This window comes from Georgenia sp. TF02-10 (assembly GCF_022759505.1).
GTDB lineage: Bacteria > Actinomycetota > Actinomycetes > Actinomycetales > Actinomycetaceae > TF02-10.
Map to the genome: position 1 here is coordinate 1,068,550 of NZ_CP094289.1, position 15,447 is coordinate 1,083,996.

Genomic DNA, 15,447 nt, shown 5'->3' on the forward strand with positions numbered 1-15,447 from the left:
TTCGCACGCCGGCCCCCGCCCTCGTGACGACCGTCCCCGAGACGACCCTGCCTCGGGCGTCCAGCACCCGGCACGCCGGCTCGTCCCGATCGCCGCGGACCAGGACGGCCGGCGGCTCCCGGCCCCGCAGCGTGCGCGTGCTCACCGTGTTCTTCGTCGGGTTCCCCCTGTGGTGGCTGGTCGGTCTTGGCCAGCTCGGCCACCTCCTCGTCGCGGTGGTGCTTGCCGGCTACCTGCTCAAGGCGCGGCGGGTGGCGGTGCCGGCGGGGTTCGGCCTCTGGCTGCTCTTCCTGGTGGTGCTCGCCGTCAGCGCCGTGACCATCTGGAGCCCGATCCCGGGGCTGGTCCCCGCCGTCGGCGGGGAGCGGATCCTCACCTACGGGTTCTGGGCGGCGTGGTTCCTCACGGCGATGATCTTCCTGCTCTACCTGGGCAACGTCCCCGAGGCCCACCTGCCCACCCACCGCGTGGTGGACATGATGGCCTGGCTCTTCCTCATCACGGTGGCGGGCGGGTATGCCGGGCAGTTCCTCTGGCACGTCGACTTCCCGTCGCTGCTCGAGGTCGTGCTGCCCGCGTCGGTGCGGGACATCAACCTGCTCTCGATCATGATCCATCCCGGCCTGGCCCAGGTCCAGGACATCCTCGGCTTCGAGGCCCCCCGGCCCAAGGCGCCGTGGACCTACGCCAACGGCTGGGGGGCCAGCTACGGCCTGCTCCTGCCCTTCTTCGTCCTCGCCTTCACCGGGCCGCGGGCGAGCGTCGCCCGGCGGGTCGCGTTCGTGCCGCTGCTGCTGCTGGCCATCCCACCGGTGATCTTCACGCTCAACCGCGGGCTCTGGGCCGGGCTCGCGGTGATGGCCGGCTACGTCGCTATCCGGCTGGCCCTGCGGGGTCGCTTCCTCGTCCTGGCCCTCCTCGCCGGGCTGTCCGTGGCGGCGGGCGTGATCCTCGCCCGGACCCCGCTTGCCGAGATCATCCTCGCCCGCCTGGACAACCCGCACAGCAACCAGGGCCGGACGAACCTGGCGGTCACCGCGGTCCGCACCGTGCTGGAGCACTCCCCGCTGGTGGGCCTGGGAACCCCGCGCGCCCTCGAGGGCAACTTCTTCTCCGCCGCCGGCGGGGCGACCGAGAGCTGCCCGCAGTGCTCACCGCCCCAGCTCGGCACGCAGGGCTCGTTCTGGTTCCTCCTCTTCACCACCGGCCTGCTCGGTGCGGGGTTCTTCTGCGCGTTCCTCCTCCGGCGCTACGCCAGCGGGATGCGGCAGGGGACGAGCCTGGGGATCGCGATGACCGCGACCGGGATCTACCTCGCGGTCGTCATCTGGGTGTACGACATCGTCGGGTCCTCCCTGGTCACCGTGATGATCGCCCTCGCCCTGCTGTGGCGGGCCGAGCGTGCGGGGACGGGCGCCCGAGACGGTACCGGGGGGAGCAGCCGCGACGGCCGCAGCAGCGCGGGCAGTATCGCCGACGGCGACGGCGACCGCGTCGGCGACGGTCATCCCGATGGCGGCGCTGCCGGTGCCGGCATCTGGCGGGAGCCTGCGGGCGTCGTTCGGGCAGGTCCGCGATGACGCCGAAGCAGCCGGCGCAGGTCGAGGACCTCCGCGCCACCGTGCAGGCACTCTTCCCTGGCGCCCCCGTCGCCTACGGCCGGCTGGCCGGCGACGCCGAGGGGTTCCGCCTCGTCCCCGGGCCCCGCCGCCCGCGCCTGCTGGTCGCCGCCGACGCCCCGCACGCCGCCGTCGGCGCCGTCGACCGACCGAGCGCGAACGACACGACCCGCCAGGCCGCCCTGCGCCGGGTGGCTGCCAAGGTCCTGCGGGCCCCGCACCTCGCCGCGGCCGTGATGCCCCGCGGCCTGGCCGTGGGCCGGTCGGCCGAGGAGTCGGTCAGCGACTACCTGGCGGAGGTCGTCGGCGGCGAGGTGCGGATCTCCTTGGCGATCGGCTCCCGACGGGCGAACCGCAAGCCCGTCCTCAACGTCCACCGCGTCGACGGGACGGAGGTCGGCTACGCCAAGGTCGGGCTGACCGACCTGGCCAACGAGCTGATCGACCACGAGGCCGCCGTCCTCGCCGACCTCGAGCGCGACCGGCCCGCCCGCTTCGTCGCGCCGCGGCTGCTCCACCACGGCCGGTGGCGCGGGTCGAGCGTGGTGCTGATGGAGAGCCTGCGCCCGGCCGGCCCGCCCGCGGCGCACGGCGTCCCGCTCGACGCCGTCGCCGAGCTGACCGCGCGCGGCGGCCTTGATCGGCAACGGCTGGCCGACACCGACTGGCTGACGCGGATCACCGCCGAGGGAGCGGGGCACGCCGGGAACGAGCACGCCGCGGCCGATAACGGCGGGGCCGCGGACGGCGGGTCCGGGCAGGTCGACGCCGAGCCCGAGCTCGTCGAGCTGGCGCGGCGCTACCGGGACCAGCTCGGCGACGTCGACCTGCCGGTGGGCCGGTGGCACGGCGACCTCGGCCCCTGGAACATGGCGTGGCAGGGGCGGACCCCGATGATCTGGGACTGGGAGCGCTGCGCGGCAGGCGTGCCCGCCGGCATCGACGCCGTCCACTTCACCTGCCACCAAGCCCTCCGGGCCGTCGGGGACCTGCCGCGCGCCCGAGCCGCGCTGACCGGCGCCGGCGCGGCGGCACTCCGTGGGGTCCTGGCCCGGCTGCCCGGCGGCGGGCCGCCGTCGGACCGGCTGGTGCAGGCCCTGGTGGCCGGCTACCTGCTGGCGATCGCGGCACGCTTCACCGCCGATGCCCGCCGCCCGGGCGGGGACGCGGTCGGGCGCCTCGCCCGCTGGCACCTCGGCGTGCTGCGCGACCGCCTCGACGAGGAACGAGACCGGCGCGACGGGGAACGCGACCGGCGCGACGAGAAGCGAGAGCGGCGCGACGAGGAAGAGGTGCACAGATGGAGCTGACGGTGCGGGTGCGGTCGGCCGCGCGGCGGGTGGTGCGGTCCGGGTACACGGTGCTGGGCGAGGCGACCGCGGACGCCCGGATGCGGCCGGGGTTCATCATCGCCGGTGCGCAGCGGTGCGGGACCACCAGCCTCTTCCGGATGCTGGCGGCGCACCCCGACGTCCGGCCGCCGGCCTACACCAAGGGGATCCACTACTTCGACACCGCCGAGCGGTACCGGCGCGGGCCGCGCTTCTACGGCGCCCACTTCCCGCTCGCGCCCCGCGGCCGGGACCACCACCACCTGGTTACCGGGGAGGCGAGCCCCTACTACGTCTTCCACCCGCTGGCCGCCGAGCGGATCGCCCGGGAGGTGCCCGACGCCCGGGTGATCGTGCTGCTCCGCGACCCGGTCGAGCGGGCGTTCTCCGCGCACAAGCAGGAGACCTGGCGGGGGTTCGAGACCCTCTCCTTCGAGGAGGCGCTGGCGGCGGAGCCGGACCGGCTCGCCGGCGAGGTCGAGCGCATGGTTGCCGACCCGGCGTACCAGTCTTTCGCCCACCAGCACTACGCCTATGTCGGACGGGGCCGGTACGCCGCCCAGCTCACCCGGATGTTCGACGCCGTCGGTCGGGACCAGGTCCTCGTGCTCGACGCCGACGACTTCTTCGCGGACCCGCAGCAGTACTGGTCCGAGGTGCTGGCCCACGTCGGGCTCCGGGATGTCCCGCTGGAGGCCGCCCCGAAGGCGAACGCCCGGCCGAGCTCGCCGATGCCGGCGACCGCCCGGGCGCGGCTGGAGGAGGCGTTCGCCGACTCCGACGAGGAGCTCACCCGGATCCTCGGGCGCGTGCCGAGCTGGCGACGATGACGCCCGTCCCGGACCCACACCCGCCCGCCGGGGCGCCGCCCGGCGCGGAGCGGACGCTGGCCTCCTACGCCCTGTTCGTCCGCCGGCACCGCCGCCTGCTCGTGGCCGCCGCCCTGGTCGGCGTCGTCCTCGGCCTGCTCGTCCAGCTGAGCAAGCCCGAGCGGTTCACCTCCTCGGCCGACGTCGTGCTGGTCTCGACGACGACGCGCGGCGGCGGGAGCGGGGAGTACCGCGACACGACCATCGACTCCGCGCTCCAGCAGCTCCGCTCGCAGGAGGTGCTGGGCCGGGCGGCGGCGCGGATGGACTACCCCGGCGGGTCGGCCGGGCTGGGCCGGGACCTCATCGCCCGACCCGTCCCCAACTCGCGCATCGTCCGGCTGTCCGTCTCCGCGCTCGCACCGGCGACGGCGGTCGAGGCCGTCACGAATGTGGTGGACAGTCTCCTCGAGGTCCGGCGCAGCGCGATCGAGGCCGAGACGCAGCGCCGCAAGCAGTCGGTCGGGGGTCAGCTCGCCGCCGTCAACCGCGAGCTCGACCGGCTGAACCTCGTCGTGGTCCAGGGTGAGGACCCGGCCGGCAGCAACGACCGGACGGTCGGCGGCCGCTTCCTCATCGAGCAGCGCGGGTACCTGCGCGGCGAGCAGGCCGCGCTCGCGACGCTGCGGCCCGACCCCGGCTACGTCGCCCAGCCGCCTACCGTGCCGACCGACGGGGCCCGCACCGGGCTGGCGGTCACGATGGCGTCCACGCTGACCGTCGCCGTCGTCGCCGCGGTCACCCTGGCGGCCGCGCGCAGCTGGCTCCGCGGGCCCGCCGAGCGCCCGGGCAGCACGGGGCCGGACGCCGTCGGCCCGGCCGACGTCGGACCGGCCGCCGTCGGCTTGCAGGGCCCGGGGAACCCCGACCAGGGGAGCACCGACCCGCGGACCCACGACCCAGGGACGCCCCACCCAGGCACCCCCGACCCAGGAGGACCGAGATGAGCGCCCCGGCGCCCGGGATCGACGTCATCATCGCGACCAAGGACCGCCGCGAGCTGCTGCTGAAGGCGGTGGACGGCATCCTCGCCCAGGACTACCCCGGGGAGATCCGGCTGACGATCGTCTTCGACCAGGTCCCGCCCGACCCGTCGCTCGAGCGCGCCGCCGCCAACCGGTCGGTCCGGGTGCTGCCGAACTCCCGGACGCCCGGGCTGGCTGGCGGCCGGAACACCGGCCTGCTCGCGGCCGACCGCCGGCTCGTGGCGTTCTGCGACGACGACGACGTCTGGCGGCCGGCGAAGGCCGCCGCCCAGGTGGCCCGGATGCGGGACGACGGCGCGCAGGGGTGCGTCACCGGCATCCTCGTGCACACCCAGGGCCGTCAGGTCCCGCGGGTCCCGGCGGTGCCCCGGGTTACCCCCGGCGCGCTGCACCAGGGTCGGCTCACCGGCGCCCACCCGTCGAGCTACCTCTTCGACCGGGCCTGGCTGCTCGGGTCGGTGGGGCTGGTGGACGAGGAGCTGCCGTCCGGCTACGGCGAGGACTTCGACCTGCTGCTGCGCTGCGCGCAGGCCGGCACGGTCACCGTGGTGCCCGAGCCGCTGGTCGACGTGCTGTGGCACCCCGGCTCCTTCTTCACCCAGCGCTGGCAGGGCATGGCCGACGGCCTGGGGTACCTGCTGGCCAAGCACCCCGGCCTGACCACCGACCGCAAGGGCTACGCCTGGATGGAGGGCCAGCGCGCGTTCGCACTGGCCGCCGGCGGGGGGCGGCGGGCGGAGGCGCTGCGCGCGGCGGCCCGCTCGCTGCGGCACAACGGTCGGGAGCCGCGCGGCGTGCTCGCCGCCGTCGTCGCGCTCGGCCTGGTCAGCCCGGAGCGGGTGATGCGGGTGCTCAACGCGCGCGGCCACGGGATCTAGGCCTCCGGCGGCTGGCGCCAGCCGGCCTGCCCCGCCCTACCCGACGAGCACGTCCCGGCCGCGCAGCAGCGCGGCGACCTCCCCGAGCACCTCCGCCACCGGCCGGCCGGTGGTGTCCACCACCAGGTCGGCGTCGGCCGGCGGCTCGTAGGGGGAGCTGATGCCGGTGAAGTCCGGGACCTCCCCGCGCCGGGCCCGCGCGTACAGGCCCTTGCGGTCCCGCCGCTCGCACTCGGCCAGCGGCGTCGCCACGTGCACGAGGACGAACGCCCCGCCCGCGTCCGCCACCATCGCCCGGACCTGCCGGCGGGTGCTGTCGAACGGCGCGATCGGGCTGCAGATCGCCAGGCCGCCGTGCCGGGCGATCTCGGCCGCCACCCACCCGATGCGGCGCACGTTCACCTCGCGGTCGGCCACCGAGAACGACAGGCCGGCGGAGAGGTTGCGGCGCACGACGTCGCCGTCGAGCAGCGACACCGTCCTCGCGCCCTCCTCCACCACCAGGTCGTGCAGCGCCCGCGCCAGCGTGGACTTGCCGCTCCCGGACAGCCCGGTGAACAGCACGACGGCGCCGCGGCGGGCCCCGCCGGCCCGGACCGCGGCGGCGACGGCGGCCGGGAGCGGGCCGCGGCCGGCGACCTCGAGCACCTCCCCGGGGGCGTAGGCGGCGAGCACCCGGCGGCGCAGGCGGGCGTTGGCCGGGCCCGCGCCGGCGGCGGGGAGGGGGACGGCGACGACCCGCGCGTCCGGCACCAGCTCGGCCGCGCGCACGGTGGCGCGGAGCAGGTCGGCGGTGGCGGCGGCGCCACCCGGACCGTGCCCGGCCAGGGCGAGGAGGACGACGGTGCGGCCGGCCCGGGCGGCGGTGACGGCCGTGAGGTCCTCCTCGCTCAGCGGCCGGGCGACCGGCACGGTCAGCGCGTCCGCCGGGACCTGCGCCCGCACGGCGGCGGGGTCGAGGTAGAGCCGGTCGAACGGGCGGCTGCCGCGCCCGCCGAGGTGGCGCACGGTGCCGACGACGCCGACCCCGCCGGCGTGGTCGTAGGTCTGGGTCACGGTCACGACGGCGAGCGGGACCCCCTCGGCGTCGGTGAGCTCGACCGCCGCCGGCCCCGCGGCCGCCGTCGTCCCGGCGCCTCGCGCGGGCCCGGCGCCTCCCGCCGGCCCGACCCCGGCCGCCGCGACGACGTCGGCCGGCAGGACCAGCACCGGCCCCTCGTCAGGGGCGGCGTACCCGGCGCCCGGACCGAGCGCCCCGGCCCGGAGCAGGTCGAGCACGTCCAGCTCCGGCGCGGACAGGGCGTGCCGGGGCAGCGGCGGCGCCGGGCTCGTCATCCCGGCATTGTGCCAGCGCGGCGGTGCGGCCGGGACCGGCCTGCGACCGCGTGGTGCGGCCCGGGACCGGCCCCCGACCGCGGTCAAGCGGCCCGGGACCGGCCCGCGACCGCGGTGAAGCGGCCCGGGACCGGACCCAAGACCGCTAAGGTGACCGCGTTCACACGCGAAAGGGCCACATGTTGCGTACCCACGGCGACTACCGGCTGAGCCAGCTCGACGAGCTCGAGGCGGAGTCCATCCACATCTTCCGGGAGGTCGCCGCCGAGTTCGAGCGGCCGGTGCTCCTGTTCTCCGGGGGCAAGGACTCCATCACCATGCTGCGGCTCGCCGAGAAGGCGTTCTACCCGGCGAAGATCCCGTTCCCGGTGCTCCAGATCGACACCGGGCTGGACTTCCCGGAGGTGCTGCAGACCCGGGACCGCTGGGTGGAGCGGCTCGGGCTGCGCCTCCTCGTCGCCTCCGTGGAGGAGGCCATCCGCACCGGCGTCGTCGTCGACGACGGCCGGACCAGCCGGAACCGGCTGCAGACCGGGACCCTGCTGAACGCGATCGAGGAGCACGGCTTTACCGCGGCCTTCGGCGGCGGTCGCCGCGACGAGGAGAAGGCCCGGGCCAAGGAGCGGGTGTACTCCCACCGGGACGAGTTCGGCCAGTGGGACCCCAAGAACCAGCGCCCGGAGCTGTGGTCGCTGTACAACGGCCGGCTGCACGCCGGGGAGCACATGCGGATCTTCCCGCTGTCGAACTGGACCGAGCTCGACGTGTGGCACTACATCGACCGGGAGGGCATCGACATCCCGTCGATCTACTTCGCCCACCCGCGGCGGGTGTTCCGCCGGGACGGGATGCTGCTGTCCGAGAGCCCGCTGAACGGCCTGCGCGACGGCGAGCGGGTCGAGGAGCGGACCGTGCGGTTCCGCACGGTCGGGGACCTGACCCTGACCGGGTGCGTGGAGTCCACCGCGGCGACCGTCCCGGAGATCATCGCCGAGGTCGCCGTCGCCCGGGTCACCGAGCGCGGCGCGACCCGCGGGGACGACCGCTTCTCCGAGGCGGCCATGGAAGACCGCAAGCGAGAGGGCTACTTCTGATGGACCTGCTCAGGCTCGCCACGGCCGGCTCGGTCGACGACGGCAAGTCCACCCTCATCGGTCGGCTGCTGATGGACTCCAAGTCGATCTTCGAGGACCAGCTCGAGGCCGTCCGGGCGACGTCGGCCGCCCGGGGCTACGACTACACCGACCTCGCCCTGCTCACCGACGGGCTGCGGTCCGAGCGCGAGCAGGGCATCACCATCGACGTCGCCTACCGGTACTTCGCCACGCCGGTCCGGAAGTTCATCATCGCGGACACCCCCGGGCACGTGCAGTACACCCGCAACATGGTCACCGGCGCCTCCACCGCCGACCTGGGCCTGGTGCTGGTCGACGCCCGGCAGGGCCTGACCGAGCAGTCCCGGCGGCACGCGGTGCTGCTCTCCCTGCTGCGGGTGCCGCACCTGGTGCTGGCGGTGAACAAGATGGACCTCGTCGACTTCGACGAGGGCGTCTTCCGGCGCATCTACGACGAGTTCACCGCCTTCGCGACCAAGCTCAACATCCCGGACCTGCAGGTGATCCCCATCTCCGCCCTGCAGGGCGACAACGTGGTCACCAGGTCCGAGCGGATGCCCTGGTACGACGGCGCCTCCCTCATGCACCACCTCGAGCACCTGCACGTCGCCTCCGACCGCGACCTCATCGACACCCGGCTGCCCGTGCAGTACGTCATCCGGCCGCACTCGGACGACCACCACGACTACCGCGGCTACGCCGGCCAGGTCGCCGGCGGGGTGCTCAAGCCCGGCGACGAGGTCCTCGTCCTGCCGTCCGGGCTGACCACCCGGGTGGCCGGGATCGACCTCTTCGACCGCGAGGTGGCCGAGGCCTTCCCGCCGATGTCCGTCACCGTCCGGCTCGAGGACGACCTGGACGTCTCCCGCGGGGACATGATCTGCCGGCCTCGCAACGCCCCGACCCCGGCGCAGAACATCGACGCCACGGTGTTCTGGATGACCGGGGCGCCGCTGCGGGTGGGCCGCAAGCTCGCGATCAAGCACACCACCCGCACCGCCCGCACGGTGATCCGGGAGATCCAGTACCGCCTGGACGTCAACACCCTGCACCGGGACCTGGAGGCCACCGAGCTCGGCCTGAACGAGATCGGCCGGGTGCAGCTGCGCACCACGGTGCCGCTGCTGTGCGACACCTACGAGCAGAACCGCACCACCGGCTCCTTCATCCTCGTCGACGAGGCCACCGGCGGGACGGTCGGCGCGGGCACCATCCTCGGGGCGAGCTGATGGGCGCCGGGGACGGCGACGACGGCCGGCGCACGGCCGCTGACGACGGTGCCCGGGGCAGAGCCGCTGACGACGGCGCCCGGGGCGCGGCCGCTGACGACGGCACCCGGGGTGCCGCGTCCCGCGACGACGCCGCCATCAGCGCCGAGGTCGCCGCCGCGGCCAGCCGGTTCCTGCTGGACCTGCGGGGGGCCGACGACGCGCCGGAGGGCCGGGCGCTGGGCGCCGCCGGGGACCGCGGCGCCCAGCAGCTCATCGCCCGGCGGCTCGCGGCCGCCCGCCCGGGCGAGGCCGTGCTGTCCGAGGAGGCCGCCGACGACGCCACCCGGCTGGACCGGGACCGGGTCTGGATCGTCGACCCGCTGGATGGCACCCGTGAGTACGGCGAGGGCCGCGCGGACTGGGCGGTCCACGTCGCCCTGTGGGAGCGGGGCGGGCTCGCCGCCGGCGCGGTGGCCCTGCCCGGCCTGGGCCTGACGCTCGACACCGCCACGGTCACCCCGCCCTCGCCGTCGCCGCGGCCGCAGGTCGCCCTGGCGGTCTCCCGCAGCAGGGCGTCGGACCTGGTCCTGGCCGTCGCCGAGCGGCTCGGTGCGAGCCTGGTCCCGATGGGGTCGGCCGGGTACAAGGTGGCCGCTGTGGTGCGCGGGGAGGTGGACGCCTACCTGCACTCCGGCGGGCAGTACGAGTGGGACTCGGCGGCGCCGGTCGCCGTCGCCCGCGCCGCGGGGCTGCACGCCAGCCGGGTCGACGGCACGCCGCTGGCGTACAACCAGGCGAACCCCTACCTGCCCGACCTGCTGGTCTGCCGCGCCGAGCTCGCCGACCAGCTGCTGACGGCGGTCCGGGCGGCGTCGGCAGGCTCCGCCGCCCGCTGACCTCGGGGCCCCGGCGGCTCCCGCCCCGTCACCGCGGCCGGGCTGTGCGAGAAGTAACACAAGCTCGGCGTGACCGGCCGCTGGAGCGGCGGGATTCCGCCAGATCGCATCACGGCCGGCCCGAGATTGTGTTACTTCCTGCACACGTCGTCGCCGGCCGGCCAGGTCAGGGCCGGCCGGCCGCCCGGTAGGTCCAGCCGGCGGCGCGCCACGCGGCCGGGTCCAGCACGTTGCGGCCGTCGATCATCCGGCGGGCGGCGACCACGTCGCCGAAGGTCACCGGGTCCAGCTGGCGGTACTGCGCCCACTCGGTGGCCAGCAGGACGACGTCGGCGCCGGCCGCGGCCTCCTCGGGGGTGGCCGCGAACGCCAGGGTGGGCCAGGCCCGCTCGGCATTGGCGATGGCCGCCGGGTCGGTGACGCGCACGTGGGCGCCCTGGAGCTGGAGCTGGGCGGCGACGTTGAGGGCGGGGGAGTCCCGGACGTCGTCGGAGCTGGGCTTGAAGGCGGCGCCGAGGACGGCCACGGTGCGCCCCGCGACGGACCCGCCGCACACCTCCCGGGCCAGGTCCACCATCCGCACCCGGCGGCGCATGTTGATCGCGTCCACCTCGCGCAGGAAGCTCAGCGCCTGGTCCACGCCCAGCTCCCCGGCCCGGGCCATGAAGGCGCGGATGTCCTTGGGCAGGCAGCCGCCGCCGAAGCCCAGGCCGGCGCCGAGGAACTTCCGGCCGATGCGGTCGTCGTAGCCGATGGCGTCGGCCAGGGCGACGACGTCGGCGCCGGTCGCCTCGCACAGCTCGGCCATCGCGTTGATGAAGGAGATCTTGGTGGCCAGGAAGGAGTTGGCGGCGACCTTGACCAGCTCGGCGGTGGCGTAGTCGGCCACGACCTTGGGGATGCCCTCGGCCAGCGGCGTCGCGTACACCTCGTCCAGCGCCGCCCGGGCGTGGTCGGCGGCGGCGGGCTCGGCGGGCAGGCCGTAGACGAACCGGTCGGGGTGGATGGTGTCGTTCACGGCGTGCCCCTCGCGGAGGAACTCGGGGTTCCAGGCGACGACGGCGCCCGGGGCCCGGGCGGCGACCTGCTCGGCGATCCGGGCGGCGGTGCCCACCGGGACGGTCGACTTGCCGACCAGCACGTCGCCGTCGGCGAGGTGGGGGAGCAGGCCGGTGACCGCGGCGTCGACGTAGGTCAGGTCGGCCGCGTAGCTGCCGCGCTGCTGCGGGGTGCCCACGCAGAGGAAGTGCAGCTGGGCGCCGGCGGCGTCGGCGATGTTAGGGCTGAACCGCAGCCGGCCGCTCGCCACGCCCTCGCGGAGCGCCTCGGGCAGGCCGGGCTCGAAGAACGGGGCCTCCCCGGCGGCGAGCAGCTCCACCTTCGCCGCGTCGGTGTCGATGCCGACCACGTCGTGGCCGAGCAGCGCCATCGAGCTGGCGTGGACGGCGCCGAGGTAGCCGCAGCCGATCACCGAGACACGCATGGATCCTCCTGGTCAGTGGCGCCGGGGCGCTCGTCAATCTCGTCGAGGCAGCCGGGGCGCGGGACGCCGACGGCGGCCTCCTATGGTGGCACCGACCGGGCCCGCGTCGTGAACGGCCTGCCCGCGGCGCCTGGCCTGCCCGGGACCGGCTGCCCGGGAGCGTTCTCCTGGCCGCCCACCGGTCGCGAGCCCGGGGGCCCGATCACCGTCCGGGCGCTCGCCGGGGGGCTCGGGAAGCACCGGCGGCCACGCCGGCCGCACCGGCGGTCACGCCGGCCGCGCCCAGGCGCAGCAGCCGCAGCGCTGTCGCCACCGCGTGCTCCAGGTTCTCCGGCCCGGCGCGCAGCACCTCCGCGGTGCCGCCGAGGGTGCGCAGGATCGGCACCACGGCCGCGAAGCCGTGGTCGAGCAGGGTGTCCGCGCTGGGGTCGACCCGCCCGGCGAACGCGATCACCGGGACCCCCGCCCGCCCGGCGACGGCGGCGACGCCGGCGGGGGTCTTGCCCCGGAGGGTCTGCGCGTCGACGGCCCCCTCGCCGGTGAGCACCAGGTCGGCGCCGTCGACGTGCCTGGCCAGCCCGGCAGCGTCGACGACGACCTCGACGCCCGGGCGCCGGGTCGCGCCGAGCGCGAGGAACGCTGCGCCGAGCCCGCCGGCCGCCCCGGCGCCCGGTAGGTCCCGGACGCGGCGCCCGGCGGCGGCCTCGAGGGCGTCGGCCAGCGCCCCGAGCGCCGTGTCGAGCATCGCGACCTGCTCCGGCGCCGCGCCCTTCTGCGGCCCGAACACCGCGCTGGCGCCCCTGGGTCCGAGCAGCGGGCTGGTGACGTCGCAGGCGAGCTCGACACTCACGCCGTGCAGCCGCGGGTCGAGGCCGGCCAGGTCCACCGCGGCGACCGCGGGCAGCGCCCGGGGGGCAGGGTCGACCGGGCGACCGGCGGCGTCGAGCAGACGGGCACCGAGCCCGACCAGCAGGCCGGCGCCCCCGTCGTTGGTGGCGGACCCGCCCAGCCCGACGACGATCCGGCGGGCGCCAGCGTCGAGCGCGGCACGCAGCAGCGGGGCCACGCCGGCGGAGGTCGCGGAGAGAACCTCCCGGTCCTCGGGCGCGACCAGGCCGATGCCGACCGCGGCGGCGACCTCGAGGATCGCGATGCCGTCGTCGGCCAGACCGATCGTGGCGGTGACCGGCCGCCCGAGGGCGTCGGTGGTGGCGACCTCGACGAGCCGGCCCCCGAGCGCGGCCACCAGGGCGTCGGTGGTGCCCTCGCCGCCGTCGGCCATCGGCACCTCGACGCAGGTGGCGTCGGGCAGGACGCGACGCACGCCGCGGGCCATCGCCGCGGCGGCCTCGGCGGCGGACATCGACTCCTTGAACGAGTCGGGGGCGAGCACGAGCTTCATCGACGGGTCCCTTCTCGGCGGGGCGGAGCCTGCGCGCCCGCCCGGCCCGAGCCGAGGAGGCAGCGGGACGGGCGGGCGCAGGAGCGCTCGGGCGGGTCAGCGGACCAGCGCGGGTCGCTTGTGGTCGAACTCCCAGCCCGGAATCAGGTACTGCATCCCGACGGCGTCGTCGCGGGCGCCGAGGGCCTTCTCCAGGTAGAGGGCGTGCGCCTTCTCGACCTGGTCCATGTCGATCTCGACGCCGAGGCCTGGCTTGTCGCCGATCACGATCTCGCCGCCGACGATCTGCGGCGGCTCGACCGTCAGCCGCTCGACGCCCTCCTGCCAGATCCAGTGCGTGTCGAGCGCGTTGTACTGGCCCGGGGCGGCGGCGCCGGCGTGGGCGACCATCGCCAGCGAGATGTCGAAGTGGTTGTTGGAGTGGCAGCCCCAGGTCAGGCCCATGGCGTGGCACAGCTGCGCGACGCGCACCGACCCGCGCATGGTCCAGAAGTGCGGGTCCGCCAGCGGGATGCTGACGGCCTGCAGGGCCAGGGCGTGAGACATCTCGCGCCAGTCGGTGGCGACCATGTTGGTGGCGGTGGGCAGGCCGGTGCGTCGGCGGAACTCCGCGAGCACCTCCCGGCCGGAGAACCCGCCCTCGGCGCCGCACGGGTCCTCGGCGTAGGCGAGCACGTCGACGAGCGGCCGGCACAGGCGCACGGCCTCCTCCAGCGACCACGCACCGTTCGGGTCGAGCGTGATCCGCGCGTCCGGGAACCGCTCCTTGAGCGCGCGGACGGCCAGCACCTCCTCCTCGCCCGAGAACACGCCGCCCTTGAGCTTGAAGTCCTCGAACCCGTACCGCGCGTAGGCGGCCTCGCCGAGCGCGACGATCTGCTCGGGCGTGACGGCCTCCTCGTGCCGCAGCCGGTGCCAGTCGACGTCGGAGTCCGGCTCGCGCAGGTACCCGAGGTCGGTCTTGTCCGGGTCGCCGACGTAGAACAGGTAGCCGAGCACCTTGACGGAGTCCCGCTGCTTGCCCTCGCCGAGCAGCGAGGCCACGGGGACCTCGAGGTGCTTGCCGAGCAGGTCGAGGTAGGCCGACTCGATGGCGGTGACCGCGTGCACGGTGGTGCGCAGGTCGAAGGTCTGCAGGCCGCGGCCGCCGGCGTCGCGCCCGGCGAACTCCTCGCCGATGCGCCGCAGCACGTTCGCGTGGTCACCGAGCGAGGAGCCGCGCACGAGCTCGAACGCCTCGGTGATCGTGCGGGTGATCTTCTCCCCGCCGGGGACCTCGCCGACGCCGGTGCGCCCGGCGGAGTCGGTGAGGACGACGACGTTGCGGGTGAAGTACGGCCCGTGCGCGCCGGAGAGGTTGAGCTCCATGCAGTCACGGCCGGCGACGGGGTAGACCGCCGCCTCGACGATGGTGGGGGTGGACATCAGGACGGCTCTCCTCGGGTGAGCTCGATGCCGGCGGCACGCTCGTAGGCGCGCAGCAGGGCGGAGTGGTCCTCGGTCTCGTGGTTGTGCGCCTTGAGCTGCGTCATCAGCTCGAAGACCGAGGCGGTCATGGGCATCGGCGCCCCGACCGCGTGCGAGGTGGACATGACGTTGGTCAGGTCCTTCAGGTGCAGGTTGATCCGGAAGCCGGGGGCGAACCGGTGGTCCAGCATGAGCGGGGCCTTGGCGTTCATGACGTTGGAGCCAGCCAGGCCGCCCTTGATCGCCTCGAAGACCTGCTCGGGGTCGACGCCCGCCTTCTGCGCGAGCACCAGGGCCTCGGCAACGACCGCGATGTTCACCGCGACGATGGCCTGGTTCGCCAGCTTGGCGATGTTGCCCGCGCCGATGCCGCCGACCCGCACGACGGACTTCCCCATCGCGGCCAGGACCGGCTGCACGACGTCGAACGCCTCCTGCGGCCCGCCGACCATGAAGGACAGCGTCCCCTCGATGGCGAACGGCTCGCCGCCCGAGACGGGGGCATCGAGCATGACGACGCCCCGCTCGGCCAGCGCGGCGCTGACGTCCCGGGCGACCAGCGGGTCGATGGAGCTCATGTCCGCGTAGAGCAACCCGTCCCGGGCCGCCTCCAGGACGCCGGCCTCGCCGAGGACGACCTCCTGCACCTGCGGGGAGTTCGGCAGCATGGTGAGCACGAGGTCGACCTGCTCCGCGACCTCGCGCGGGGTGGCGGCCCGCGCGGCGCCGAGCGCGACGAGCTCGCCGACGTTGTCGGCGTTGTGGTCGAGGACGACCAGGTCGTGCCCGTCCGCGACGAGGTTCTTGGCCATGGGCTTGCCCATGATCCCGAGCCCGATGAATCCGATCTTCATG

At 75.3% G+C, this 15,447-nt stretch carries 13 protein-coding genes; 8 read left to right on the top strand and 5 right to left on the bottom strand.

Annotated elements, in window-relative coordinates; genetic code table 11:
• The first annotated feature begins 137 nt into the window (after positions 1-137).
• Genes MF406_RS04800 through MF406_RS04820 form a run of 5 tightly spaced genes read left to right on the top strand, consistent with a single transcriptional unit; the run spans position 138 to position 5,683 of the window.
• Complete coding sequence (locus MF406_RS04800; protein ID WP_242896852.1) at positions 138-1,580, top strand: hypothetical protein; 1,443 nt, start codon at positions 138-140, stop codon at positions 1,578-1,580.
• Positions 1,577-2,929 carry a phosphotransferase gene (locus tag MF406_RS04805; protein ID WP_242896853.1) on the top strand — a complete coding sequence of 451 codons (1,353 nt, stop codon included), beginning with the start codon at positions 1,577-1,579 and terminating at the stop codon, positions 2,927-2,929. Before MF406_RS04800 ends, MF406_RS04805 begins: the two co-directional genes overlap by 4 nt.
• Entirely contained in the window at positions 2,920-3,780 is an 861-nt protein-coding gene (locus tag MF406_RS04810; protein ID WP_242896854.1) for a sulfotransferase, read from the top strand. The genes MF406_RS04805 and MF406_RS04810 overlap by 10 nt, the downstream gene beginning before the upstream one ends.
• Positions 3,777-4,766 carry a hypothetical protein gene (locus MF406_RS04815; RefSeq protein WP_242896855.1) on the top strand — a complete coding sequence of 330 codons (990 nt, stop codon included), beginning with the start codon at positions 3,777-3,779 and terminating at the stop codon, positions 4,764-4,766. Before MF406_RS04810 ends, MF406_RS04815 begins: the two co-directional genes overlap by 4 nt.
• Entirely contained in the window at positions 4,763-5,683 is a 921-nt protein-coding gene (locus MF406_RS04820) for a glycosyltransferase family 2 protein (protein WP_242896856.1), read from the top strand. The genes MF406_RS04815 and MF406_RS04820 overlap by 4 nt, the downstream gene beginning before the upstream one ends.
• A gap of 36 nt (positions 5,684-5,719) precedes the next feature.
• On the opposite strand, the gene cysC is transcribed toward MF406_RS04820, so the two are convergent.
• On the bottom strand, positions 5,720-7,018 hold the full coding sequence (cysC, locus tag MF406_RS04825) for an adenylyl-sulfate kinase (RefSeq protein WP_242896857.1): 1,299 nt from the start codon (positions 7,016-7,018) through the stop codon (positions 5,720-5,722).
• Between the two features lie 179 nt (positions 7,019-7,197).
• Between cysC and cysD the strand changes: the two genes are divergently transcribed.
• From cysD to MF406_RS04840, 3 genes are read left to right on the top strand one after another with little or no spacing between them, the layout of a single operon-like run.
• Positions 7,198-8,112, top strand: coding sequence for a sulfate adenylyltransferase subunit CysD (gene cysD / locus MF406_RS04830; protein WP_242896858.1), 915 nt, complete (start codon positions 7,198-7,200; stop codon positions 8,110-8,112).
• Entirely contained in the window at positions 8,112-9,362 is a 1,251-nt protein-coding gene (locus MF406_RS04835; protein WP_242896859.1) for a sulfate adenylyltransferase subunit 1, read from the top strand. Before cysD ends, MF406_RS04835 begins: the two co-directional genes overlap by 1 nt.
• A complete protein-coding gene (locus tag MF406_RS04840; RefSeq protein WP_242896860.1) occupies positions 9,362-10,240 on the top strand; it encodes a 3'(2'),5'-bisphosphate nucleotidase CysQ in 879 nt (292 codons plus the stop codon). Before MF406_RS04835 ends, MF406_RS04840 begins: the two co-directional genes overlap by 1 nt.
• Positions 10,241-10,406: 166 nt before the next feature.
• Here the strand turns inward: MF406_RS04840 and MF406_RS04845 are convergent, their stop codons facing one another.
• The 4 genes from MF406_RS04845 to garR all read right to left on the bottom strand — a co-directional run bounded on the left by MF406_RS04845 (position 10,407) and on the right by garR (position 15,446).
• Positions 10,407-11,723 carry a UDP-glucose/GDP-mannose dehydrogenase family protein gene (locus tag MF406_RS04845; protein ID WP_242896861.1) on the bottom strand — a complete coding sequence of 439 codons (1,317 nt, stop codon included), beginning with the start codon at positions 11,721-11,723 and terminating at the stop codon, positions 10,407-10,409.
• Between the two features lie 202 nt (positions 11,724-11,925).
• Positions 11,926-13,125 carry a glycerate kinase gene (locus tag MF406_RS04850; RefSeq protein WP_242896862.1) on the bottom strand — a complete coding sequence of 400 codons (1,200 nt, stop codon included), beginning with the start codon at positions 13,123-13,125 and terminating at the stop codon, positions 11,926-11,928.
• A gap of 96 nt (positions 13,126-13,221) precedes the next feature.
• Complete coding sequence (locus tag MF406_RS04855; RefSeq protein ID WP_242896863.1) at positions 13,222-14,550, bottom strand: enolase C-terminal domain-like protein; 1,329 nt, start codon at positions 14,548-14,550, stop codon at positions 13,222-13,224.
• On the bottom strand, positions 14,550-15,446 hold the full coding sequence (garR, locus tag MF406_RS04860) for a 2-hydroxy-3-oxopropionate reductase (RefSeq protein ID WP_242896864.1): 897 nt from the start codon (positions 15,444-15,446) through the stop codon (positions 14,550-14,552). Before garR ends, MF406_RS04855 begins: the two co-directional genes overlap by 1 nt.
• Position 15,447: the final 1 nt, after the last annotated feature.